Origin of the sequence: uncultured Mailhella sp., assembly GCF_944324995.1 — a bacterium.
In the GTDB taxonomy this organism is placed as follows: domain Bacteria; phylum Desulfobacterota; class Desulfovibrionia; order Desulfovibrionales; family Desulfovibrionaceae; genus Mailhella.
The window spans coordinates 34,710-56,405 of sequence record NZ_CALUYL010000001.1; the positions used below are offsets into that span (position 1 = coordinate 34,710).

The following is a 21,696-nucleotide window of genomic DNA, read 5'->3' on the forward strand; positions in this document are numbered from 1 at the left end:
TGCGCAGACTGCCTTCTGAACCCGGCGTCCCCCTGCGCTCTCCCAGGCGACGCGCCATTCCGCGCAGGACAAAAAATGCGCGGCGGCTCGGGAAAAGCCGCGTCCGTCAGCCCCTCCTCCGTGGCGCAGCATGCCGTTGACGGCCGCCCCGATCTGCGCAAGACGGTGATGCCCCGCGGGCGCGAAAGGCCGCCCTTCCCCGGAGAAACGCTCCGCAGGAGAAGGAAGGGCGACCCGGCAGGCCATGCTTTGCGCCGAAGACGGCAAAAGCGTCCGCGCTACTCCCGACCCGAACGGGCGTTCTTCAGTCTTGTGATGTTGCGGTGCGGCGGCTCGCCGAACAGCCTTTTGTATTCCCTGTTGAACTGCGTGGGGCTCTCATAGCCCACGGCCAGTCCGGCGCTGGCCGCGTCCACCCGTTCCGAAAGCATGAGGCGCTGCGCTTCAAAAAGACGCAGCCTTTTGTGAAACTGCAACGGACTCAGACTCGTCACTTCCTTGAAATGCCGATGGAAGGTGGACGTCGCCATGTTCACGCGGCGGGCGAGCTCCTCCACCTGAAGCGGCGAACGATAATTGTCCCGCAGCCAGGTGACGGCCTGCGCAATCTGCATGCTTTGCGAGCCCAGCGTGTGGAAACGGCGCAGAAACTCGCCCTGCGGGCCGATGAGCATGCGGTAGTAGATCTCCCGTATGATCATGGGCGCGAGCACGGCAATCTGTTCGGGCTTGTCCAGAAGTTCCGCCAGACGCAGAAAGGCGTCGAGCACGGAAACGTCCACGTCCGCCACCGACACGCCCTTCATGCCGCCTTCTCCGCCCGATCCCGGAGTCGGAGGCACTTCGGCGGCCAGCCGCGCCAGCAGAAATTTGTCCACTTCCAGCGAGAGACACAGAAACGGCGCTTCCTCCGTGCCGTCCATGACGTAGAAGGAGCTCGGCACGTCCACGCCGACCACCAGACACTGTCCCTCGCCGTACACGTATTCCTCCGTGCCGATGACCGATTTCTTCCGCCCCTGGAGCATGACCCCGATGCACGGATGATACAGACTGTTTTCCAGCACGTCGTGCGCCAGCCGCCGGGACAACGACAAGCCGGGAATCTCCGTCTGACGGTAGCCCGGCTCCGGCATGTGACGCAGCACCAGTTCCTTGAGGCGGTCGTTGATTCGCTTCCATTCTCCCATACGCACCTCCATGCCGCGCGCAGCATCATTTCCAGACTCCGCGCGGCGCTCTCCGGAAAGAATATCCGCCATACTACCCCCGCGCCGCAGTCTCACCTAGATACGATTCCCCTTTTTTCTTGCCCGATTCTCTCATTGCGGCACAGAAAAGTCCATTTTCGACAAACGCCGCGTTTTCGACTACAAGGACATGTCCCTGCAACATCAATAAGGCCTTCATCATGGAACTTTCCCTGCTCGTCATCGTAGTTTTGTGCCTGTTCTTCTTTATCGCCGGATTTGTGGATTCCGTGGCCGGAGGCGGCGGACTCATTTCCACCCCGGCCATGCTTCTGTGCGGTCTGCCGCCGCACACCGCCCTCGGCACCGGAAAGTTCGCCAGCACTCTCGGTTCCCTCACCTCGCTGTGGACCTTCGCCCGCAATCATCTCGTGGTGCTGCGCATCGCGCCCGCAGGCTTCGTTTCCGCCTTCGTCGGCGGCATGGCCGGATCCGGCCTCGCCATGCACGTGGACAGCGCCATGCTCGGCAAGCTGCTCATCTTCCTGCTGCCCGTGGGCATGGTCATTTCCCTGTTCTCGGGAAAACTCGTCAGCGAAGAAGGCGAACTGCCGGAAAAGCATCTCTGGCTGCGCGTCATTCTCATGGGATTTTTCATCGGCGCGTATGACGGATTCTTCGGGCCGGGCACGGGCAGCTTCTTCATCATCGCGCAGCATCTCGTGCTGCGCATGGGCCTCGTGCGCGCCTCGGCCACCGCAAAAGTGTTCAATCTCGCCTCCAACGCCGGAGCCTTCGCCGTGTTCGCTTCCGGCGGAGTGGCCCTGTATTCTCTGGGCATTCCCTGCGCCGTGGCCAACATTCTCGGCAATCAGCTCGGCACGCATCTGGCCATCCGCATCGGCACCCGCATGGTGAGAAACTTCCTCTACGTCACCCTCTGCCTGCTGCTCGCTTCGCTCATCTACCGCTTCTTCATCGCGTAACGCCCCCGACCGCAATATCCCTCTGGACACCGCTCCTGAATGATGGCATTCTCTTAACAAGAATATTTACTATCAACCTAAAGGAGCCCCATGCTCTTCATCGAGAAATGCAAGGAAGCCGTGATCTCGGTCGTGCCGATCGTGATTCTGGTTCTCCTTCTTCATCTGACAGTTGCGCCCCTCGGCGACGCCCTGCCGAGATTTCTCGCGGGCGCAGTGCTCTTCATCATCGGCCTCGGCCTGTTTCTGGTGGGCGCGGACATCGGCGTGCTTCCCGTGGGCCAGAAGGTGGGCTCCACGCTCACCGGAAAGCGCAATCTCACCCTCATGCTTGCCGTGGGCTTCGTGGTGGGCTTCATCATCACCGTGGCCGAACCCGACGTTCAGGTGCTGGCCGCGCAGGTCACGGGCGTGGCTCCGGTCATCGCGCCCATGGCGCTCGTGTGCATCATTGCCGCGGGCGTGGGATTCTTCGTGGCCGTGGCCATGGGACGCATCATCTTTCAGCTTCCTCTCAAGCTGCTGCTGTTTCTCTGCTACGCCGCGGTGTTTCTCTGCGCCGCCTTCACGCCCGATCTCTTTCTCGGCATAGGCTTCGACGCAGGCGGAGCCACCACGGGCCCCATGACGGTGCCGTTCATCATGGCGCTCGGCGTGGGCGTGGCCGCCGTGCGCGGCGGCAGCGGAGCCGGAGACGACAGCTTCGGCTTCGTGGGACTGGCTTCGGTGGGGCCCATTCTCGCCGTGCTCATGCTCGGGCTGTTCGCCACCCCCGCCTCGCCGGAAACGGCCGCCGCCGCGGAAGAAGGTTCGCTCGGGCTCGTTGCCCATTTTCTGCACCTTCTGCCCGAAGTCACGCACGAAGTGGCCATGGCTCTCGGCCCGCTCGCCGTGCTCTTTCTGCTGTTCCGGCTCTTTCTCATCAGACTTTCCCGCCGCCAGACGCTGCGCATGGTCATGGGCCTTGTCTATACGTTCTTCGGCGTCATTCTGTTCTTCCTCGGCGTGAAGGGCGGCTTCATGCCCGCGGGCGACGCGCTCGGCGCGCTGCTCTCCGCGCCGGAACACCGCTTCTGGCTCATTCCCGTGGCGCTGGTGCTCGGGGCCGTGGTGGTGTGCGCCGAACCCGCCGTGTGGATTCTCACCGAACAGGTGGAACAGGTTTCCGGCGGCGCCATCCGCCGCATGCTCATGCTGGCGGCCCTTTCCGCCGGCGTGTCCCTGGCCGTGGGCATTGCCATGTTCCGGGTGATCTCGGGAACGAGTCTCTGGTTCTTCCTCATTCCCGGCTACGCCGCGGCCATGCTGCTCATGCGCTTCTGCCCGCGCATGTTCACGGCCATCGCCTTCGATTCCGGCGGCGTGGCATCCGGCCCCATGGCCTCCACGTTCATTCTCGCCTTCATGCTCGGCGTATCCAAGGGCGTGGGCGGCAATCCCGCCGTGGACGCCTTCGGATGCATCGCCATGATAGCCATGACGCCGCTCATCGCCATTCAGCTTCTGGGCATCGTTTTCAGCCGCAAGACGGGAGACCGCGCATGACCACCCAGCTCAACGAACAGGCAGGCAAACTGCTCATTGCCGTCATAGAAAAACACAAGTGCGACGCCGCCATGACCGCGGCCAGAAAAGCCGGAGCCCCGGGCGGCACCGTGCTCATGGGACGCGGAACGGCCCAGAGCAAATGGCTGCGCATTCTCGGCCTCGACGACGTGGAAAAGGAACTGCTCTACACCCTGCTGCCCGCCTCGCTGGTCCGCCCCGTGATGAACGCCATACGCAACGCCCCGGCGCTCTCCAGAACAAGAGGCATACTCTTCACCATCGACGTGCTCGAAGCCTTCCGGCGTCACGATTCCACGCCCGCCGCGCCTTCCCAGACTCAGGAGGACACCATGTCTGACAACAGCCCGGAACAGTCCGGCTACGAACTTCTCTCCGTCATCGTCAACCACGGCAGCGCCGATCAGGTCATGGACGCGGCCAGAAGCGCCGGCGCCACGGGCGGCACGGTCATCCACGCGCGCGGCACGGCCCGTCCGGACGACGCCTCCTTCTTCGGCATCACCATCGTGCCGGAAAAGGAACTCGTCATGATCCTCGCGCCGAAGGACAAAAGCGCCCGCATCATGGAAAGCGTCAAGGCGGAATTCAAAGACGCCGAACCCGGTTCCGGCATCGCCTTCCGCACCGCCGTGGAATCCTTCGACATGCTGGGCTCGCCCCGTCGATAATCCTGCCGACGATATTGCCGAACATGATCCCCGTCGCCTTCCCGCGGCGGGGATTTTTGTTCGCCTCCCCCGGCCCGGCAAAAAAACGCTCCGTTGACAGCCCCGGACGTCCCTTTTATTTAAGCAATTACTTAATTAAAACTTCGGAAGACGCCGCGCTTCTGCCGCGCTTCCGAACAACGCGCCGATTTTCATGGACAACGATCTGCTTTACCGCGCCCTTGCCGACGACACCAGACGCAGGCTCATTCGTCTGCTGCTGAGCGGCAGCTGCTGCGTTTCCGCCCTCGCCGCCCGCCTGAACATCAGCGAAAGCGCCGTATCTCAGCATGTCGGCCTTCTGCGCCGCGCAGGTCTGCTTGATGGAACAAGACGCGGACGCTTCATGCACTACGCCGTCAACCGGCAGCGCCTGCTCGATCTGGCCCGGGAACTGGAAGCGCTTGCCGCAACGCTCCCTGCCGACAAGGAGGACGAAGCCGCGCCGCGAGCCTTTCCCTGCGACGAAGCCATGCGCCGCCGCTGTCACGGCGCAGGCAAACTCCGCACGCTGCCCATGGCTCCGTCAACCGTCGAGGAACATTGACATGTCCACCGCCGCCCTCTACCTCGTCACGTTGCTTCTGCTCGCGCTCTCCTTCCGAAAGGACAGAAAAAAAACGCGTCAGGCGCTCGTCAAGGCCTGGAAATCGTTTGAAAACATTCTGCCCCAGTTTCTGGCCATCCTGGTGCTCATAGGCCTCATGCTCGCCGTGCTCGACAAAGAGCTCATCACCCGTCTTCTGGGCGCGGAATCCGGGGCGCTCGGCATGGCCATCGCCGCAGTGATCGGTTCCGTCACGCTCATTCCGGGCTTCATCGCCTTTCCGCTGGCGGCCTCGCTTCTTTCTTCCGGCGCAGGCTACGGGCAGACGGCCATGTTCCTCACCACGCTCATGATGGTGGGCATCGTCACTCTGCCGCTGGAAGGCACCTTCTTCGGCAAACGTCTGGCCCTGATGCGCAATGCGCTGGCCTTTTTCTACGCCGTCGTTTCCTCCGTCGTTCTGGGGGCGCTGCTGTGATCGCCGCCGTTCTCCGCCGCTACCGCATGTTTCTGGCGCTTTTCGCCTTCAATGTCGCGCTGCTCTTCCTTGAACCCGCCGTCGGGAAAAAGGCTCTGGCCCTGACCGGAGACAACGTGCTCGAAATGCTTTCCTTTCTGCCGCCCATCTTCGTGCTGCTCGGCCTTCTGGACGTGTGGGTGGACAGAGAAACCATGATGAAATACATGGGCGAAGGCTCCGGCGCGCGGGGCATGCTGCTCGCCTTTATTCTCGGCTCCGCCGCGGCGGGCCCCCTCTACGCCGCCTTTCCCATGGCCGCGGTCATGATGAAAAAGGGCGCGGGCATGCGCAACGTGTTCATCTTCATCGGGGCCTGGTCCACCACGAAAATCCCGCTCATTCTCTTTGAAAGCGCCACGCTCGGCTTCCGCTTCATGGCCATGCGCCTTGCCTTCAACATTGTGGGCATCTTCCTCATCGCCCTCATTCTGGAACGCGAGGCCAGGCGGCATCCCGTTCCCCTCCCCGCGGAACCATCCTCCGAGCCCGGCAGGCATTGACGCTCCTTCGCCTCTCCTCTATGCTTCCGGCAATCTCGTGCGGGCGCACCGTCCGCCGTCCGGCCCGAAACGCGCCTCTTTTCGGCGTACTTCCCAAACGCCTCGCGGCACAAATCTCAGGCGGATCATCATGCGCGGCAGACTCGTCTATGTCATGGGAGCCTCCGGCGCGGGCAAGGACAGCCTTATCCGCGAAATGCTCCGCCGTTTCCGCGGGCTTCCGCTGGCCGCGGTCAGGCGTCACATCACCCGCCCCGCCTCCTCCGAAGGCGAGCGGCACATCGCCGTGTCCCGCGAGCGCTTTGAAGAGCTCGCCTCCGCGGGACGCTTTTCCCTGCACTGGACAAGTCACGGCCACCGCTACGGCATTTCCGTCCATGCGGATCTCGCCCTCGCCCGCGGCGTTTCCCTGCTCGTCAACGGCTCCCGCGCGGCCTTTGCCGAGGCCGTGCGCCGCTATCCCGATCTCGTTCCCGTGCTCGTGACCGCAAAGCCGCATCTTCTTCGCGAACGCCTGCTGGCCCGGGGACGGGAATCCGGCGCGGCGCTGGAAGAGCGTCTCGCCGGAGCGCTGCTCGCCCTGCCCGATCTCGATTCCCTGCCCTGGATACGCATAGACAATTCCGGTCATCTTCACGAAGCGGCGGCGCTTCTGGAGCAGGAACTCCGATCGAGACTCCCGCTGTCAGGCCCAAACGGGCACCGCGGACGAATCTCTTTTCCCGACTGAACGCATGCCGGCGCGGTTGGCCGTTCGGCTCTCATCATCGTGTTTTCACGACTTTTCCCGACAGGCAGCGCCGTATTTCCGCCTCCCCGCTTGACAAAAAACAACGCCTTGTCTATTTCAAAAATAAGTTTTCGAGTCGGTCCGGCTACAGCTCTGCCATGCCGTTCCGACCTGAGTTTCTGCTCACAGGGTGGTTCTGGAAACGGGGCCGCCTCCCGTATGCCCTTCGGGGTTGGAAAGAAAACGCTGCGCTTGTTCCATGCCCGGAAACGTTCCGCATCATGGTTCTGGTGTTTTCGTATGTGAGCAACACCGGAATCGCGCCTTTGCGCGGCATGGAGAATCCCATGAAAAGATTTCCCCTCTTCCTCTGTGTTGCGGCCGTCCTCATTCTTTCTCTGCCCTGCGCGGCGCAGGCCGCCAGAGCCCTGCACGTCTATTGCGGGGCAGGCATGACCAAACCTTTCGGGGAAATAGCCGCCGCCTTCACCCAAAAAACGAAGGTGAACATGGAAGTCACCTACGCCAACGCCGGTCAGATACAGTCGCAGATCAACACCGCCCAGGAAGGCGACCTCTTCATTGCCGGCGCTGCGGAAGAGCTGAAGCCCATAGAAAAATACGTCTCCGCAAGACGCGATCTCGTCAAGCACATTCCCGTGCTGGCCGTAGCCAGAGGCAATCCCAAGAACATCAGGGGCGTGAAGGATCTCGGCAGAAGTGATCTTCGCGTGGTGCTCGGCGACGCCAAGGCGACGCCCATAGGCAAAATTGCGGACAAGGCCCTTGCCGACGCCGGTCTCGCCGGCAAGGTGAACGTGGTCAGCCGCGGCGTGACGGCGCCTTCCATCTTCAACGCCCTGAACGTGGGAGAATGCGATGCCGTCATCGTGTGGAAGGAAAACGTTTCTCCGGCCATGGACATCGTGCCCGACCCGGTCATGGACGCCTACGTGAAAACCATTCCCGCAGCCTCGCTTTCCGTTTCCGACGATCCCGAAGGACAAAAGCTGTTCCTCGATTTTCTGAACTCCGGGGAAGCTCACTCCATCTGGGAAAAATACGGCTACGTCGTGCTGAACTGACGTTTCCAAAGGCCGCCTGCCCGGATCAGACGGCCTTTCCCTCCCTTTTCCGCGTTGCTCCGCCGACGCGCAGGCTCCGTCCGCGCCATGAAACAGAAGCTTTCCCTCTTTGACGGCGCAAGCCTTCTCATCGCCTTTCTGACCGTGCTCTTCCTTACGGCGTCCATCTGCACCATAGTCGTGGGAGGTCTGCCCTTTCTGCCCGCGGCCTTTCGCTCCGAGGAAGTGCTCTTTTCCATACGACTCAGCCTCGTCACCTCCACGCTGTCCACGCTGCTCTGCTTTCTGGTGGGCATTCCCTGCGCCTATGCGCTGGCGCGATGCCGCATGCCGCTGCGCAACTTCTGCCGCATCGTGCTGGAACTTCCCCTCTCCCTGCCCTATCTCGTGCTCGGCCTCTGCCTGCTCACGATGTTTTCCTCCGAAGCCGGCAGACTGCTCAAGCACTTGGGCATCCGCGTCATCTTTGAACCGGCGGGCATAGTCATGGCGCAATGGCTGGTGAACATTCCCTTCGTCGTACGGCTCATGCGCACGGCGCTGGAAGAACTGGACGGCAGACTGGAATTCATTGCCGGAACGCTGGGCGCTTCCCGCTGGCAGCGATTCTGCACCATCACCCTGCCCATGAGCCGCAATGCCATACTCATGGCCGCCATTCTCACGTGGTCCCGGGCCATTGGAGAGTTCGGCGCCACGCTCATGCTCGTGGGCGTGACACGCATGAAAACGGAAACACTCCCGGCCAGCATCTACCTCAACATCAGCACCGGCGACAACGGCATGGCCATGGCCGCAGCCATCATTCTGCTGATCATTTCCGGCGCGGCGCTCATGCTCTCCACGCTGCTGCAGCACCGCGCGGCCAGCCGCATGGAGGGAGCTGTCAGACCATGATTCCGCTTGCTTTCGACAGCTTCTGCCTCACCCGGGGCAGCATGCGCATTCAGGACATATCCTTTGAACTCGGCGAACGGGAAATCTTTGCCATTCTCGGCCGCACAGGCGCGGGAAAAACCCTGCTTCTCGAATCAGCCGCCGGATTCTATGCCCCGGAGAGCGGCAACATTCTGCTCTACGGAACGCCCGTGCAGAGCATTCCCCTCACCGAACGCCGCATAGGCTTCGTGTATCAGGACTACGCGCTCTTTCCGCACATGACCGTGGAAGGAAACATTGCCTACGGCCTTCGGGTGCGCCACGCGCCACGCGCCGAACAGAAAGAAAAAACAACGGCCATAGCCGAACTGCTCGGCATCGGGCATGTGCTGAAAAACTATCCGCAAACGCTGAGCGGGGGCGAACGACAACGCGTGGCCCTTGCCAGAGCCCTGGTGCTCAAACCCCGACTGCTGCTGCTCGACGAACCATTCTCCTCGCTCGATCCTTCCACAAAGCAGCGGCTTTACGGGGAAATAGCACGCATTCCACAGAAATTCGACTGCGCCGTGCTCTTTGTGACCCATGACTTCCGGGAAGCGCAAATGCTGGCTTCCCGCATAGGCATCATGGCAGAGGGCAGAATGCTCTGCATACGCCGATCAGAGGATCTCTTCGCCCGCAGCAGCAATACGGAACTCAACACCTTTCTCGGTCTGGAGGACGCATGACAGCCCAGGAACTCTATCGTCGTCTCAAACAGGAACTCGAACGGATTGTCCGGCTTCATCATCTGAATGAAAGCCCCATCATGCTGAAAAGCCGCGGTCTTTCCCCGGAAGAAGCCATAGGCAACACCAGGCGCAAGGACTATCCCATTCTTGCAGGCAAGGAAATCATGCTTCAGGCGCAGTTCGGTTCCGCCCTCGGTCAGGCGTTCACAGACGCTCCCTCGGACTTCTGCGGCACGCTGGACGACGTGCTGGCCCTTGATCCGGAAAACGACCCGCACAGCCGAGGACTTCTCGTGGCCACGCTGAACGCCGTCATGCGCCACACCGGCGACATCGATCACACCGTTCACTGCCGCAACGACGATCTCGAACTCTGCGCCGAAGCCTGCGCCGCGCATATCCGTGAACACTTCGGCGCGCCGCGCATCACGCTGACAGGCTATCAGCCCGCCCTCACGGCCCGCCTCTCCCGGGAATTTCCCCTGCGGGTGCTGGACATGAATCCCCAGTTCGTAGGCGACGTAAAGTCCGGCGTGACCATTGAACACGGTGAAACAGGCTACCGCAGCGCCGTGCTTGAATGGTCGGAACTTGTGCTCTGCACGGGCAGCACGCTCTGCAACGGCACCTTCGTCAACTTTGTGGACATCGGCAGACCGGTCATATTTTTCGGCATTTCCGGGGCTGCCGCGGCCCGCATTCTTCATCTTCCCCGCTTCTGCCCGAAATCCTCCTGACGCCTTCTCCGCCTGCCGCTCCGAACGCGCCGTCGGAACAAGGGCGCGAAGCGCTTGCGCCCTCACGCCTGACGTCCTATCCTGAAAGAGCCGGGATCTGATGAGTCCGGCTCTTTTTTGCGTCTGAAAAGTCAGGTTCCGGCCTTTTCATGGACGCTCAAGCCCCGTGAAAAGAGGCCGCGCCTCCCCCCGTGCGCAGGCGGCATGCGACGCCTTTTCCCCTGAACGCCCCTTCCGCCGCGAACCTCCGCCTTCCCGGGAAGAAAAATCGGAAAATTTTTCAGAATCCGCAAAAAATTTTTCCGATGTAAGGAGCGTGTAAGTTTCCGATGCTTTACTGTCCTCAAGTGGAAAAGGCAACAACGAAAAAACAAAACATATACTCTACGGAGGCTTTTTTATGACCATGCATCCCGCTCTCCTGAACGACCGTCGTTCTTCCGATTCTTCCCGCAAGTCCCGTCTTCCTCTGGCTCTCGCCGCGGCCCTTGCCCTCAGCCTCACCCTCGGCGTTTCCGGCGCTCTTGCCAAGGGTCCCGACGGAGGCTACATGCAGGGAGGAGGCTACACCGGCCCCGGCCCCGCCCTCAGCACCGTGAAGCAGGCCAAGGACATGCGCGACGACACCCCCGTCACGCTCAGAGGCCACATCATCCGTCACCTCGGCGACGAACGCTACGTGTTTGAAGACCAGACCGGCACCATCAACGTGGAAATCGATCACAAGCGCTGGAGAGGCCAGAACGTGGGCCCCAACGACCTCGTGGAAATCTCCGGCGAAGTGGAAAAGGACTGGCGTGAGCTGGAAATCGACGTCAAGAGCATCGTGAAGAAGTAACAGTCACGCGGCGCGCTCCCCCAAAGGAGCGCGCCGGAACCCCAAGGAGCACCATGCGCGTTCTTCTCATCGAGGATGACATTCTCATAGGCAACGGACTCAAAATGGGCCTGCCCGCCATGGGCTTTGCCGTGGACTGGTTCAAGGAAGGTCCGCTCGGCATGAAGGCTCTCGCCTCGGCGGAATACGACGCCGTCATTCTCGATCTCGGGCTCCCCGGCATGGACGGACTCGACATTCTGAAAACGTGGCGCTCCTCGGGGCAGGACGTGCCGGTGCTCGTGCTCACCGCGCGGGACGCCATCAGTCAGCGCGTGGAAGGACTCAACCTCGGCGCGGACGACTATCTCGGCAAGCCCTTTGATCTGGATGAGGTGGCCGCCAGACTGCGCGCTCTGGTGCGTCGCAGGCACGGCGTTTCCTCGCCGCAGCTTGTCCACGGCGCGGTGAGCTTCGATCCGCTCACGCGCACGGTTTCGCTGAACGGACAGCCCGTAGCCTTGGGACAGAAGGAAGTCATGCTCGTGGAGCTGCTGCTGCTCAACAAACACAGCGTGCTTTCCCGCAGCGCCATTGAAGAAAAGCTCTATCCCTGGGGCGAAGAGGTCAGCAGCAATTCCGTGGAAGTGCTGGTACACCGCCTGCGCCGCAAGCTGGGATCGGGCTTCATCAAAACCGTGCATTCCGTAGGCTACACATTAGGAGACGCCTCATGACACCTCCTGAACATGCGGAAACGCGTTTCGGCAAGGTCGGAAGTTTCTGCCGCCGCACATTTTCGGCGACGGGACAAAAAGCTTCCGGCCTTTTTGTTCGCGGCCTCCGACTGACCGACAGACTCTGGAACCGCATTCTTTCCCTGCCCGTCAGCCGCAAGAGCCTGCGGCTGCGGCTGAGCCTGTTCTTTTCGCTGTTCATGCTCACGGCGTGGCTGGCCGCCGCTCTGTTCAGCTGGCATACGTGCCGCAGCTACATCAACGAATTTTTCGACTCCCAGCAGATGCTCGTGGCGCGAACGCTGGCCGTGGCCGATCTCACGCGCGCGCCGGACGAGCTGCCCCACATCGGCGAGATGCTGCCGGGAGTCAAGAAAAAGGGCATCGGCAAGCTTGAAGACGAAGCCATCGCCTTCGCCATTTTCTCTCCCGAAGGCGAACGCCTTCTCTCCGACGGTCAGAAAGGCCGACGTTTCCCGTTTGAAGGCTCGCGCCGGGGCTTCGTCAACGAACCGCTGATCCATGACGACGACATCTGGCGCATTCTGTGGATGGATTCCAGCGACGGGCGCTACGTCATCGCCGTGGGGCAGGAAGAGGAATACCGCAGCGACATGGCGCTCGAAATGCTGGAAGGTCAGATTCTGCCGTGGCTGATTCTTCTGCCCGTGCTTCTGGCCGGGCTCTTCGTTCTGCTCACGAGGGAGCTTGCGCCTCTGCGCAGCATGGCCGCGGCGCTGCGTTCCCGCGATCCGGAAGACACCTCGGCGCTTGATCTGAGCCGCATGCCCTCCGAAGCCCTGCCCATGGCGGAATCGCTGAACGGCTTTTTCGCCCGCACCAAGGACATGCTGACAAGGGAGCGCTCCTTCATTTCCGACGCCGCGCACGAACTGCGCACGCCCCTCGCCGGACTCCGCATTCAGGCGCAGGTGGCGGCCCAGCCCGGCATGGCGGCCGAAACAAGAACGGAGGCGCTCTCGTTTCTGCGTCAGGGCATAGACCGCTGTTCCCGCCTCATCGATCAGCTTCTCGCCCTCTCCCGGCTCGAAGCCTCGCACATGCCCGGCTCCAGCCCCTCGCCGAAAGACCTTGTGCTCTCCCACGTGGTCTGGAGCGAACTTCTGGCGGACTATCTGCCGTCCTACCGTTCCCGGCTCGAATCCTCAAATCTGCGGCTCGAATCGCAGCTCTCCTCGCTCAACGCCGGAGTTCAGGGCAACGCCGCCCTGCTCTCCATGCTTCTGCGCAATCTTCTGGAAAACGCCGCCGCCTACACGCCGACCGGCGGCCTCATCCGCGTGACGCTGGAACACGACCGCCTCACCGTGCAGAACGACTGCGCCTCTCTGCCGGAAGAGTACGTGGCAAGACTCGGCGAACGCTTTTTCCGCCCGCCCGGACAGGAAAAATCCGGCAGCGGTCTCGGCATTTCCATTGTGCGGCGCATTGCGTCCATCCACGGTTTCCGCCTGAACATCAGCATGGAAAAAGACGCCGTCGGCTTTTCTCCCTGTTCCTTCAAGGCCGAACTGCGCTGGTAGCCCGCCCTGCGGGCGCGACTGCCGGGCAGCAAAAAACAATCGTCGGCCTGCACGAAAAAACACCGGCGCGATTTCCCGAAACAGGGAACTCGCGCCGGTGGCGTCAACGAAGATCTGCGCCGTTACGGCATGGGCATCAGGCGGAATCCGACCCGCGGAACCGTTTTCAGAATCGGCTTGTTCCGAAGCTCCAGATTGCTCCGCAAAATATGAATGTAGGTGCGCAGCGCGTCGCTGTTGGGCGGCGTGTCGCCGTAGAGCGCGCTTTGAAGCTCGCTGCGCGTCACCACGTTGGGCGCGGCCTTCATCAGCCGGGCCAGCAGGGTGAAGGCCATGGGCGGCAGGTGCAGACTTCTGCCGTCGCAGGTGACGGTGTGCGCCTGCGGATCCAGCTCAATGCCCGCCCAGCTCAGCTTCATTGAGGAGAAGTGCGCCTTGGCCAGACGTATGGACGCCAGCACCCGCGCTTCCAGTTCCAGCAGATGCAGCGGACTGGTCACGATGTCGTCGGCCCCGCTGTTCAGATACATGGGCAGGTTTTCCAGCGTATTCTCCGGCGCGAGCAGAATGATGGGACAGCTCACGTTTTCCAGACGCAGGCAGGTGTACAGGGGAATGCCGTTCTGATCGCTGAAGCGCGCGTCGAGAATGAGCGCGTCGTACGAGGAGGTTTTCAGGCAGTTGCGCACCTCGTCGCTGTCCGCGGCGCTGTCGAGCTGATAGCCCATAGGCTCCAGATAGGCGAAAATATTCTTCATTATCGACGCATCGGAAACGCCGACAAGCAGATGAAGGTCGGGTACGGAAAGCTGTTTTTTTAGGCTGTACAGCATGGAGCAGCTCCCTGATCGGCTATGATATGAAGAAAGGAGGAGGCTGCCGAAAAAAAACTGACCGGTCTATGCAGGAACACGCTGCTGACAATTCGTACTCAAGGCAGGTCTGTGGCTGAAATATTAGGCTATGGTCTGATATTCGTCAAGATTTCCGAAGTCGGCACAGGCAACAATCCTGAAAAGGCATGTTTCTTGTCCGCAATTTTGGAACAGTCATAAAAAAAACAGCGTGACTTGCAAAGAGCTTCAACAGAGGTCGCACATGGATTCTGGCGACATGACCCCGCCTGCGCGATGCAAATAGCCGCCGGCACGCTCTCCACGCTGAGAAAACAGGCTCCGCGCCCGGTGGGGCGTTCATCCGCCGCTCGCCGCCTCAAAGAAAAAAAGCCGCTTCGTAAGGAGCCGCGGCATCGTCCGGCATCGAGTAGAAAAAACGGGAGGGAATGCCCATTCCCTCCCGCACCATACTCCATCCGGGCGGACTATGTCCGCGTCGGATTAGAACTTGTAGGCAAAGCTGAGAGCGGTGCTCCAGCCGTCCTTGCCGATGTTCTTGCCTTCGGCCCATTCGCTGTGATCAGCGCGATCGTAATCGGTGATCATGTAGGCGAGTTCGAGGCAGGCGGTCAGGTTCTTGTAGATCTTGTAGGTGTTGGCCAGGTTGAATTCAACCACGGTGTCGGAGGTGGTCATGTATTCCCAGGGAGAGAGTTCACTGGCCCAGACGTTGTCCTTGTTGGTGCCCTTGAACATGGTCACGGTGAACTTGTGGTTCAGGTTTTCCATGAAGGAAACGTCTTCCACGCCGAGCTGCACGCCCCAGGTGCCCGCTATGTTGTGACGGGTGGTGGTGTCGTACAGCGCGAACTCGCCGGAGCTGTAGCCGATGGTGGGATGGAAGCGGCCGTTGAAGGTGGGAATCCAGCTCTGACGGGCGTACTGCGCGTCGTGATCGTCGCCGGAACCGTACCAGGCACCCAGAATGGGCGTGCCGTAGGCGGTCTTGTAGGAAGCCTTGCCCTGAACGTACCAGCCTTCGCGGTTCTTCAGAGTTTCGGTTTCGAGGGTGTCGGCCTTGCCGGTCAGCTTGTTGGTGTAGCTGAACACGCCGTCGCCTTCGTAGTTGATGACGCCGTAAGCGCCGGAGAGCTTCAGCACGAAGGGATCAAAATAGGTCAGCATGGCGGAAGCGCCGGCCCAGAAGGCGTTGCCGTCGGAGGAAAGCACGCCGAATTCGTCATTGTCGCCCATGGCGCCGACGTAGTTGGCGTCGGTGGAAGAGCCGATGTTCGCGCCCTTGTCGAGAGCGGCGTACATCACATAGGGCGTGAAGGAGAAGCCGTCGAACTTGAAGGCCGCAGCCAGGGAGAAGAAGTCGGACTTCTGAGATTTGTCGGTGTCGTAATCCACACCGCCGGCGCCCTTGGCGGGAGCGTAGGCGCCGCGCACCCAGAAGGCGGTCAGATCGAGCCAGTCGGCCACGGGAGAGGTCACGACGACGCCGTCGCGGCCCTGCCAGCCGGGATGCATGATGGCGTTCTTGCCGAAGGCGTCTTCAGGCAGACCGATGAGCTGACGGCCCATGCGCACCTTGACGTCGGTCTGGGGAATCATCCAGTCCACATAAGCCTGACGCATGCCGATTCTGGTGCTGTTGCCGGAAGTATCCGCGCCCCAGTCGTAGATGCCGGTGCTGTTCGGGCTGGTGCCGACCTGAACCTGGAAGTAACCGGAGAGGTCTTCGCTGGCGGTAAGGGTCATGCCGAGACGCAGACGCTGACCGGCGTTGTCGAAGTTGTCGCCGGTGGCGACGCGTTCGCCGAGAGCAAAGTTGAAGAGATATTCACCGTCCATCTTCATATCGACGGCGGAAGCCGGAGCGGTCGCGGCAAACACCATGCCGGCGGCCAGAAGAAGCGTAGTCAGCTTTTTCATGATAATCATTCCTCTGAAAAAAAAGTGGTTGACGCAAGTATGGAAAATCCCTCTTTTTCCATGGAACGACCCTGCAACAGGCGATGATAAGAATTTGTTAATAAATCATGAACAATTCAGGAATAAATCACGACAACTCCTTGCTTTCATTGAAATAAAAAAATTTTTACAGCATAATTTCCATGACTGCGGCCAAAGCCTTCTGCGCCGTCTATTCTTCTCTCCTCCGCACTCCGACGCCCGGAAGCCGCGTTCAGGCCCCGCGACGCCCGCAAGCGTCTCTCAGGCAGCTCAGACGCCTTTCGTGAAGCGGCCGCCGCTCACGCCCGAACTCTTTTCCGGACGGCAACGCCGACGAAAAAGGCCGCCCCCGAAGGAGCGGCCCCAAAGCTTCGAAAAAGCTCGCGCTAGATGCGCACGCCGAGGCTCTTCACCACGAACGACGCAATCTTTTCGCGTTCCTTGTCCACTTCGCCGTCCTGAAGCGTGCGGTCGGCCTTGCGGAAGGTCAGGCGGCAGGTGATGTGACGATCAGCGCCTTCCTTGGGTTCGTACACGTCCAGGAGCTCCACGCTCTCCATGAGATTCGTCTTCGCGCCGCGAACGGCGGAGAGCACGGCGTCCACATGCATGGCGCGGGGCGCAATGAACGTGATGTCGCGGCGCACGGCCGGATACACCGGCAGCGGCTGGAACACGGTTTTGGCGCCCTGCGAGGCAGTGCGCAGGTAGTCCATGTCGAGATCGGCGTACCACACGGCCTTGCGGGCCAGATAGGCGTCGGCCAGCGCGGGCTTGAGGCGGCCGATCACGCCGACCACCGTGCCGTCGGGCATGGTCATCTGCACGGCGGGAGCAAGGTAGGGATGCGTTTCCTGCATGGCGAACGCGGGCTCGGGCAGATGCAGGAAGCCGAAGAGCTTTTCCACAATGCCCTTCAGATCCACATAGTCCAGATCCTCGTCCTTGTGGGCCCAGGCTTCGTCGTAGCGGGAGCCGTAGAGCACCATGGCAAGGTGACGCACTTCCTTCACCGTGGTGTCGCTGGAAGGATCCAGAGTGAAGGCTTCCGCCACTTCAAAGAGGCGGACGCCCGCCGCGCCCTGCGCGATGTTGTGACGCACGTTCTGGAACAGGCCGGGAGCAAGTTCGGTGCGCAGCACGTCCTGCTCGGCGGTGAGCGGATTCATGATGTTCACGCGGCCTTCGGCGGGCAGACCGAGGAAGTCGAGATCCTTGTTGCCCACGAAGCTGTAGTTCACGGCTTCGTTGAGGCCGAGGCCCGCGGCCCAGTTCTTCACGCGCATCATGAAGGCGTGGCGGCTTTCCGGCGCGCCGAAGGAGGAAAGGGTCTGCGGAATGGAGGGCAGCGTTTCGCCGAGGTTGTCCACGCCCTTGAAAATGGCCACTTCCTCAATGAGATCGGCTTCGCGGGTGAGGTCATAGCGCCAGCCGGGAGTCTTCACGCTCCACTCGTCGCCCGCGCTGCGGTCCACGGTGCAGCCGAGGCTCTCCAGCGTCTGCGCGCAGAAATCGTCGGTAAGTTCCACGCCGAGCAGATCTTCGGCGCGGCTGCGGCGGAAGCGCACCACCGGAGCCTGCCAGGGATTCGGCGTGCATTCGCACACGCCGCGGCACACTTCGGCTCCGGAAAGTTCGGCCATGAGCGCGGCCGCGCGATCCAGCGCAAACGACATGTTGGTGGGATCCACGCCGCGTTCGTAGCGATAGGAAGCCTCGCTGGTCAGGCCGAGACGGCGGGCCGTCACGCGGATGGAGCTCGGACGGAACACCGCGCATTCCAGGAACACGCTCTCGCTCTCGTCGGTGATTTCGGTTTCCAGACCGCCCATGACGCCGGCAAGCGCCACCGGCTTTTCGGCGTCGCAGATGAGGCCGTCGCCGGCCTTGAGCAGACGCTCCTGCCCGTCGAGGGTGGTGAGCTTTTCGCCGTCCACGGCCGGACGCACGATGATGCGGCCGCCCGCCAGCTTGTTGTGATCAAAGGCGTGCAGGGGCTGGCCCAGTTCCATGAGAATGTAGTTGGTCACGTCCACAAGGTTGGAGATGGCGCGCACGCCCACGCCGTGCAGGCGATAGCGCATCCAGGCCGGAGAGGGCTTGACCTTCGCGCCCTTGATGATGCGGCCCATGTAGGAGGGGCAGAGACCGCCGTCCTTCACCTCGACGGGCACGGCATGGCTCATGTCCTCGCCCTTCTCTTCCAGATGGAAGGAAGGCATGGTCACGGGCAGGTGCAGGTACGCGCCCACAAGACGGGCGAAGCCGTACACGGAAAGGCAGTCGGCGCGGTTCGGCGTAATGCTGATGTCGAGCACTTCCTTGTCCAGCTCGTAGGCGTCCACGAACTTTTCGCCGGGCATGACCTTGCGGCCGGATCTGTTTTCTTCGGGCAGCACGAGAATGCCGGAATGATCGTCGGCAAGACCGAGCTCGCGTTCGGAGCAGATCATGCCGAACGAGGGCACGCCGCGCAGCTTGGCCTTCTTCATGACCAGGCCGCCGGGAAGCGTCGACCCTACGGGAGCCACGACCACGAGCTGACCGGCCGCCACGTTGGGCGCGCCGCACACGATGTTGAGGGGCTCTTCCGCGCCCACGTCCACGGTGCAGACATGCAGGTGATCGGAATCGGGATGCGCCTCGCAGGTGAGCACGCGGCCGGTCACCACGCCTTCGATTTCCGCGTAGGGATGCACCACTTCTTCCAGTTCGAGGCCGAGCATGGTGAGCATTTCGCCCAGCTCTTCAGCCGTTCCGGTGTACGGAACAAATTCCTTCAGCCAATTGAAACTCAGCAGCATATGTTTTTTCTCCTCAGAGGATGAAACCATTCTGGTCGTTCCGGATGCGTCGCCCGCAAAGGCGGCGTTTCCGGCCCTCTTCCGCAGCCCGCGGCAGTCAGCGAGTCTGTGCGGAAGACGGGAGCAGGGAAGGCGCAAAAAGTCCTTCCCGACCGCATATTCCTTCCTCTACGCAGGGAACTGATGGAGGAAGCGCACGTCGTTTTCAAAGTTCATGCGCAGATCGGTAAGACCGTATTTCAGCATGGCGATGCGCTCCACGCCGAGGCCGAAGGCGAAGCCGGAAACCTCGTCGGGATTGTAGCCGACGGAGGCGAACACCGCCGGATCGACCATGCCGCTGCCGAGAATTTCAAGCCAGCCGGAGCCCTTGCACACGCGGCAGGGCTGACCGTTCACGTGGCCGTGACCGCCGCACTGGGTGCAGGACATATCGACTTCCACGCTGGGCTCGGTGAAGGGGAAGAAGCTGGGACGGAAGCGCACGCGGGTCTTTTCGCCGAACACGGCGCGCACGAAGGCCGTGAGCGTGCCGCGCAGATCGGCCATGGTGACGTGCTTGTCCACGAGCAGGCCCTCTATCTGATGGAACATGGGGGTGTGGGTCACGTCGGAGTCGCGGCGGTACACCTTGCCTGGTCCGATGACGGCAAGCGGAGGCTTGCGGTTCATCATGGTGCGCACCTGCACGCAGGAGGTGTGGGTGCGCAGCAGCACCTTGTCGGTGATGTAGAGGGTGTCCTGCATGTCGCGGGCGGGATGTTCCGGCGGCATGTTGAGGGCTTCAAAGCAGTTGAAGTCGGTTTCCACCTCGGGGCCGCCGGCAATTTCGTAGCCCATGTGCTGGAACACGGAGCACACTTCCTGCATGGCCAGCGTGATGGGATGCAGGGAGCCGTTCCACAGGGTGCGGCCCGGCAGGCTGGGATCGAATCCGGCGAGGAAGGCGGCCTCCCGTTCCTGTTCCTGACGGGCGAGGCGGGCTTCAAAGAGTTCCACGAGGCGCTGCTTCACCGCGTTGGCGGCCTGACCGAAGGCCGGGCGCTGTTCGGGAGAGAGCTCGCGCATGTGCGACATGAGTTCGGCAAGCTGCCCCTTGCGGCCGAGAAAGTCCACGCGGGCCGCTTCCAGTTCCGCTTCAGACGAGATGCGGTTCAAGCGTTCATCGAGCTTGCCGACCAGTCCGTTCAATTGTTCAAGGAAATCCATGGCAAGGCCTTGTGGCAGGCTGCGCCCTGGGCGCGCCTGAAGGAAAGATATGAAAAAGGGGGTGCAGAGCCAAGGCCCTGCACCCCCTTGCGGGGAAAAACTCCCCAAAAAGCTTCATCTGGTGCCTCGGGCCGCAAGGGCCGCGGGCTGTTCCGAAATGGGAACTTACGCCAGCTTGGACTTGGCCAGTTCGACGATGGCGGCGAAGTCGGCCTTTTCGCGCACGGCGAGGTCGGCCAGCATCTTGCGGTTGATTTCCACGCCGGCGAGCTTCAGGCCGTTGACCAGGCGGGAATAGGACAGGCCGTTGATGCGGGCGCCGGCGTTGATGCGCTGGATCCACAGGCGGCGGAAGGCGCGCTTGCGGAGCTTGCGGCCTTCAAAGGCATAGTTCAGAGAACGTTCGACGGCTTCGCGGGCGATGCGATACAGACGGCTGCGGCCGCCGCGGAAGCCCTTGGCCATATCCAGATATTTCTTGTGCCGACGATGGGCAGCAAGACCTCTCTTTACACGCATGGAATATCCTCCACATTCAGTCCCGCGAGGCGGAGATCAGGCCAGCGGGAGTTGAGCCGCAAGAGGCGGCGAAATTTGAAAATCTACGCGACCTGCACGGGCAGGACTTAGGCGTAGGGCATGAGGCGCTTGACGGCCTTCAGGTTCGCGCTGTCCACGAGAGCACCCTTGCCCAGACGGGCACGACGCTTGGCATCCTTCTTGGTGAGGATGTGGCGCAGGTTCTGACGACGACGGCGGAACTTGCCGCTGCCGGTGGTGCTGAAACGCTTGGCGGCGGAACGGCTGGTCTTGATCTTGGGCATAACCAACTCCTTGGTATTCGCGACGCGCCGAATACAACGCGCGCGATTTGGGCATCAGAAAGAACCGACTATGCAACATTTTCGCATAATCCGCAAGTAAAAAATGGGGCCCGAAGCGCGAACGACAACGCTCCGCGCGCTCTGCCGGTTCCTTCCGGGAACGGAAGCATCTTCCGTTCATCGCGGTTTCCCGCGAAAATTCCTCCGGCGCGACGGAACAAAACGTCCGCCGCGCCGGGTATGAACTACTTCTTGGGAAGAGGAATGAGCAGCATCTGAAGGGTGCGGCCTTCGGCGCTGGGAGCCTGTTCGACCTTGCCCACATCGGCGGTGTCGGCGATGATCTTGGTCAGAATGGATTCGCCGCGGTCCTTGTGCACGATTTCGCGTCCGCGGAAGAACACGGTCACCTTGCAGCGGTCCCCGTCTCCGAGGAAGCGGCGAATGTGGCGCAGCTTGGTTTCGTAGTCATGATCGTCGGTCTTGGGACGAACCTTGATTTCCTTGATCTGCACTACGGTCTGGTTGCGTTTGGCTTCCTTCTTCTTCTGCTGCTGTTCGTACTTGAACTTGCCAAAGTCCATGATGCGGCACACGGGCGGTTCCGCATTGGCGGCCACTTCCACGAGGTCGTAGCCGGCCTCATGGGCCATGGCGATAGCATCGGAACAGGGAAGAATGCCGACCTGTTCACCTTCCGGACCAATCACCCGTACTTCACGGGCACGAATCTGCTCGTTGCGGCGCACGCCGTCCTGAGGCACGTCGCGGCGAGGTCTCAT

General features: G+C 61.6%; 22 protein-coding genes and 1 riboswitch. Of the genes, 14 read left to right on the forward strand and 8 right to left on the reverse strand.

The features are described from left to right. Window positions 1-278: 278 nt before the first annotated feature. Window positions 279-1,190 (reverse strand): AraC family transcriptional regulator, encoded by a 912-nt coding sequence (locus Q0K02_RS00180; protein WP_294483857.1) that lies wholly within the window; start codon window positions 1,188-1,190, stop codon window positions 279-281. 221 nt (window positions 1,191-1,411) lie between these two features. Between Q0K02_RS00180 and Q0K02_RS00185 the strand changes: the two genes are divergently transcribed. From Q0K02_RS00185 to Q0K02_RS00250, 14 genes are all read left to right on the forward strand, one after another. Then, window positions 1,412-2,176: a TSUP family transporter gene (locus Q0K02_RS00185; RefSeq protein ID WP_294483858.1), complete on the forward strand. Its 765-nt coding sequence runs from the start codon at window positions 1,412-1,414 to the stop codon at window positions 2,174-2,176. Window positions 2,177-2,266: 90 nt separating this feature from the next. Continuing rightward, window positions 2,267-3,721 carry a DUF1538 domain-containing protein gene (locus Q0K02_RS00190; RefSeq protein WP_294483860.1) on the forward strand — a complete coding sequence of 485 codons (1,455 nt, stop codon included), beginning with the start codon at window positions 2,267-2,269 and terminating at the stop codon, window positions 3,719-3,721. Continuing rightward, a complete protein-coding gene (locus Q0K02_RS00195; protein WP_294483862.1) occupies window positions 3,718-4,413 on the forward strand; it encodes a P-II family nitrogen regulator in 696 nt (231 codons plus the stop codon). The genes Q0K02_RS00190 and Q0K02_RS00195 overlap by 4 nt, the downstream gene beginning before the upstream one ends. A 193-nt stretch (window positions 4,414-4,606) precedes the next feature. Continuing rightward, entirely contained in the window at window positions 4,607-4,999 is a 393-nt protein-coding gene (locus tag Q0K02_RS00200) for a metalloregulator ArsR/SmtB family transcription factor (protein WP_294483864.1), read from the forward strand. Window position 5,000: 1 nt separating this feature from the next. Next, entirely contained in the window at window positions 5,001-5,477 is a 477-nt protein-coding gene (locus tag Q0K02_RS00205) for a permease (RefSeq protein WP_294483866.1), read from the forward strand. Further along, entirely contained in the window at window positions 5,474-6,019 is a 546-nt protein-coding gene (locus tag Q0K02_RS00210; protein WP_294483868.1) for a permease, read from the forward strand. The genes Q0K02_RS00205 and Q0K02_RS00210 overlap by 4 nt, the downstream gene beginning before the upstream one ends. Window positions 6,020-6,149: 130 nt before the next feature. Beyond that, the gene (gene phnN / locus Q0K02_RS00215; protein ID WP_294483870.1) at window positions 6,150-6,749 is read left to right on the forward strand and encodes a phosphonate metabolism protein/1,5-bisphosphokinase (PRPP-forming) PhnN; all 600 of its coding nucleotides are present in this window, start codon (window positions 6,150-6,152) and stop codon (window positions 6,747-6,749) included. Window positions 6,750-6,866: 117 nt separating this feature from the next. Then, window positions 6,867-7,008: riboswitch (molybdenum cofactor riboswitch) on the forward strand. Window positions 7,009-7,096: 88 nt separating this feature from the next. Continuing rightward, window positions 7,097-7,834 carry a substrate-binding domain-containing protein gene (locus Q0K02_RS00220; RefSeq protein ID WP_294483872.1) on the forward strand — a complete coding sequence of 246 codons (738 nt, stop codon included), beginning with the start codon at window positions 7,097-7,099 and terminating at the stop codon, window positions 7,832-7,834. 87 nt (window positions 7,835-7,921) lie between these two features. After that, a complete protein-coding gene (locus Q0K02_RS00225) occupies window positions 7,922-8,731 on the forward strand; it encodes an ABC transporter permease (RefSeq protein WP_294483874.1) in 810 nt (269 codons plus the stop codon). Beyond that, window positions 8,728-9,444 (forward strand): ATP-binding cassette domain-containing protein, encoded by a 717-nt coding sequence (locus Q0K02_RS00230; RefSeq protein ID WP_294483876.1) that lies wholly within the window; start codon window positions 8,728-8,730, stop codon window positions 9,442-9,444. The genes Q0K02_RS00225 and Q0K02_RS00230 overlap by 4 nt, the downstream gene beginning before the upstream one ends. After that, window positions 9,441-10,184 (forward strand): DUF364 domain-containing protein, encoded by a 744-nt coding sequence (locus Q0K02_RS00235; protein ID WP_294483878.1) that lies wholly within the window; start codon window positions 9,441-9,443, stop codon window positions 10,182-10,184. The genes Q0K02_RS00230 and Q0K02_RS00235 overlap by 4 nt, the downstream gene beginning before the upstream one ends. A 400-nt stretch (window positions 10,185-10,584) precedes the next feature. Beyond that, a complete protein-coding gene (locus Q0K02_RS00240; protein ID WP_294483880.1) occupies window positions 10,585-11,022 on the forward strand; it encodes a NirD/YgiW/YdeI family stress tolerance protein in 438 nt (145 codons plus the stop codon). Window positions 11,023-11,075: 53 nt separating this feature from the next. Further along, window positions 11,076-11,738 (forward strand): response regulator, encoded by a 663-nt coding sequence (locus tag Q0K02_RS00245; protein WP_294483882.1) that lies wholly within the window; start codon window positions 11,076-11,078, stop codon window positions 11,736-11,738. Then, complete coding sequence (locus Q0K02_RS00250; protein WP_294483884.1) at window positions 11,735-13,282, forward strand: ATP-binding protein; 1,548 nt, start codon at window positions 11,735-11,737, stop codon at window positions 13,280-13,282. Before Q0K02_RS00245 ends, Q0K02_RS00250 begins: the two co-directional genes overlap by 4 nt. A gap of 122 nt (window positions 13,283-13,404) precedes the next feature. On the opposite strand, the gene Q0K02_RS00255 is transcribed toward Q0K02_RS00250, so the two are convergent. The 7 genes from Q0K02_RS00255 to infC form a co-directional block, all read right to left on the reverse strand. Further along, window positions 13,405-14,115 carry a response regulator transcription factor gene (locus tag Q0K02_RS00255; RefSeq protein WP_294483886.1) on the reverse strand — a complete coding sequence of 237 codons (711 nt, stop codon included), beginning with the start codon at window positions 14,113-14,115 and terminating at the stop codon, window positions 13,405-13,407. Window positions 14,116-14,619: 504 nt separating this feature from the next. Next, a complete protein-coding gene (locus tag Q0K02_RS00260) occupies window positions 14,620-16,056 on the reverse strand; it encodes an outer membrane homotrimeric porin (protein WP_294483888.1) in 1,437 nt (478 codons plus the stop codon). A 407-nt stretch (window positions 16,057-16,463) separates the two neighbouring features. After that, window positions 16,464-18,881 (reverse strand): phenylalanine--tRNA ligase subunit beta, encoded by a 2,418-nt coding sequence (gene pheT, locus Q0K02_RS00265; protein WP_294483889.1) that lies wholly within the window; start codon window positions 18,879-18,881, stop codon window positions 16,464-16,466. Between the two features lie 168 nt (window positions 18,882-19,049). Continuing rightward, a complete protein-coding gene (gene pheS / locus Q0K02_RS00270; protein ID WP_294483891.1) occupies window positions 19,050-20,090 on the reverse strand; it encodes a phenylalanine--tRNA ligase subunit alpha in 1,041 nt (346 codons plus the stop codon). Between the two features lie 165 nt (window positions 20,091-20,255). Beyond that, a complete protein-coding gene (gene rplT / locus Q0K02_RS00275; RefSeq protein WP_294445933.1) occupies window positions 20,256-20,609 on the reverse strand; it encodes a 50S ribosomal protein L20 in 354 nt (117 codons plus the stop codon). Window positions 20,610-20,716: 107 nt separating this feature from the next. Continuing rightward, window positions 20,717-20,914, reverse strand: a complete 198-nt coding sequence (gene rpmI / locus Q0K02_RS00280) for a 50S ribosomal protein L35 (protein ID WP_077071977.1) — start codon at window positions 20,912-20,914, stop codon at window positions 20,717-20,719. Between the two features lie 245 nt (window positions 20,915-21,159). Then, on the reverse strand, window positions 21,160-21,696 hold the full coding sequence (infC, locus tag Q0K02_RS00285; protein WP_294483894.1) for a translation initiation factor IF-3: 537 nt from the start codon (window positions 21,694-21,696) through the stop codon (window positions 21,160-21,162).

What these genes read in the sequence shown, in the direction of transcription:
- Q0K02_RS00180 (WP_294483857.1), bottom strand. Translation starts at nt 1,190, where the DNA reads ATGGGAGAATGGAAGCGAATCAACGACCGCCTCAAGGAACTGGTGCTG.
- Q0K02_RS00185 (WP_294483858.1), top strand. Translation starts at nt 1,412, where the DNA reads ATGGAACTTTCCCTGCTCGTCATCGTAGTTTTGTGCCTGTTCTTCTTT.
- Q0K02_RS00190 (WP_294483860.1), top strand. Translation starts at nt 2,267, where the DNA reads ATGCTCTTCATCGAGAAATGCAAGGAAGCCGTGATCTCGGTCGTGCCG.
- Q0K02_RS00195 (WP_294483862.1), top strand. Translation starts at nt 3,718, where the DNA reads ATGACCACCCAGCTCAACGAACAGGCAGGCAAACTGCTCATTGCCGTC.
- Q0K02_RS00200 (WP_294483864.1), top strand. Translation starts at nt 4,607, where the DNA reads ATGGACAACGATCTGCTTTACCGCGCCCTTGCCGACGACACCAGACGC.
- Q0K02_RS00205 (WP_294483866.1), top strand. Translation starts at nt 5,001, where the DNA reads ATGTCCACCGCCGCCCTCTACCTCGTCACGTTGCTTCTGCTCGCGCTC.
- phnN (WP_294483870.1), top strand. Translation starts at nt 6,150, where the DNA reads ATGCGCGGCAGACTCGTCTATGTCATGGGAGCCTCCGGCGCGGGCAAG.
- Q0K02_RS00220 (WP_294483872.1), top strand. Translation starts at nt 7,097, where the DNA reads ATGAAAAGATTTCCCCTCTTCCTCTGTGTTGCGGCCGTCCTCATTCTT.
- Q0K02_RS00225 (WP_294483874.1), top strand. Translation starts at nt 7,922, where the DNA reads ATGAAACAGAAGCTTTCCCTCTTTGACGGCGCAAGCCTTCTCATCGCC.
- Q0K02_RS00230 (WP_294483876.1), top strand. Translation starts at nt 8,728, where the DNA reads ATGATTCCGCTTGCTTTCGACAGCTTCTGCCTCACCCGGGGCAGCATG.
- Q0K02_RS00235 (WP_294483878.1), top strand. Translation starts at nt 9,441, where the DNA reads ATGACAGCCCAGGAACTCTATCGTCGTCTCAAACAGGAACTCGAACGG.
- Q0K02_RS00240 (WP_294483880.1), top strand. Translation starts at nt 10,585, where the DNA reads ATGACCATGCATCCCGCTCTCCTGAACGACCGTCGTTCTTCCGATTCT.
- Q0K02_RS00245 (WP_294483882.1), top strand. Translation starts at nt 11,076, where the DNA reads ATGCGCGTTCTTCTCATCGAGGATGACATTCTCATAGGCAACGGACTC.
- Q0K02_RS00250 (WP_294483884.1), top strand. Translation starts at nt 11,735, where the DNA reads ATGACACCTCCTGAACATGCGGAAACGCGTTTCGGCAAGGTCGGAAGT.
- Q0K02_RS00255 (WP_294483886.1), bottom strand. Translation starts at nt 14,115, where the DNA reads ATGCTGTACAGCCTAAAAAAACAGCTTTCCGTACCCGACCTTCATCTG.
- Q0K02_RS00260 (WP_294483888.1), bottom strand. Translation starts at nt 16,056, where the DNA reads ATGAAAAAGCTGACTACGCTTCTTCTGGCCGCCGGCATGGTGTTTGCC.
- pheT (WP_294483889.1), bottom strand. Translation starts at nt 18,881, where the DNA reads ATGCTGCTGAGTTTCAATTGGCTGAAGGAATTTGTTCCGTACACCGGA.
- pheS (WP_294483891.1), bottom strand. Translation starts at nt 20,090, where the DNA reads ATGGATTTCCTTGAACAATTGAACGGACTGGTCGGCAAGCTCGATGAA.
- rplT (WP_294445933.1), bottom strand. Translation starts at nt 20,609, where the DNA reads ATGCGTGTAAAGAGAGGTCTTGCTGCCCATCGTCGGCACAAGAAATAT.
- rpmI (WP_077071977.1), bottom strand. Translation starts at nt 20,914, where the DNA reads ATGCCCAAGATCAAGACCAGCCGTTCCGCCGCCAAGCGTTTCAGCACC.
- infC (WP_294483894.1), bottom strand. Translation starts at nt 21,696, where the DNA reads ATGAGACCTCGCCGCGACGTGCCTCAGGACGGCGTGCGCCGCAACGAG.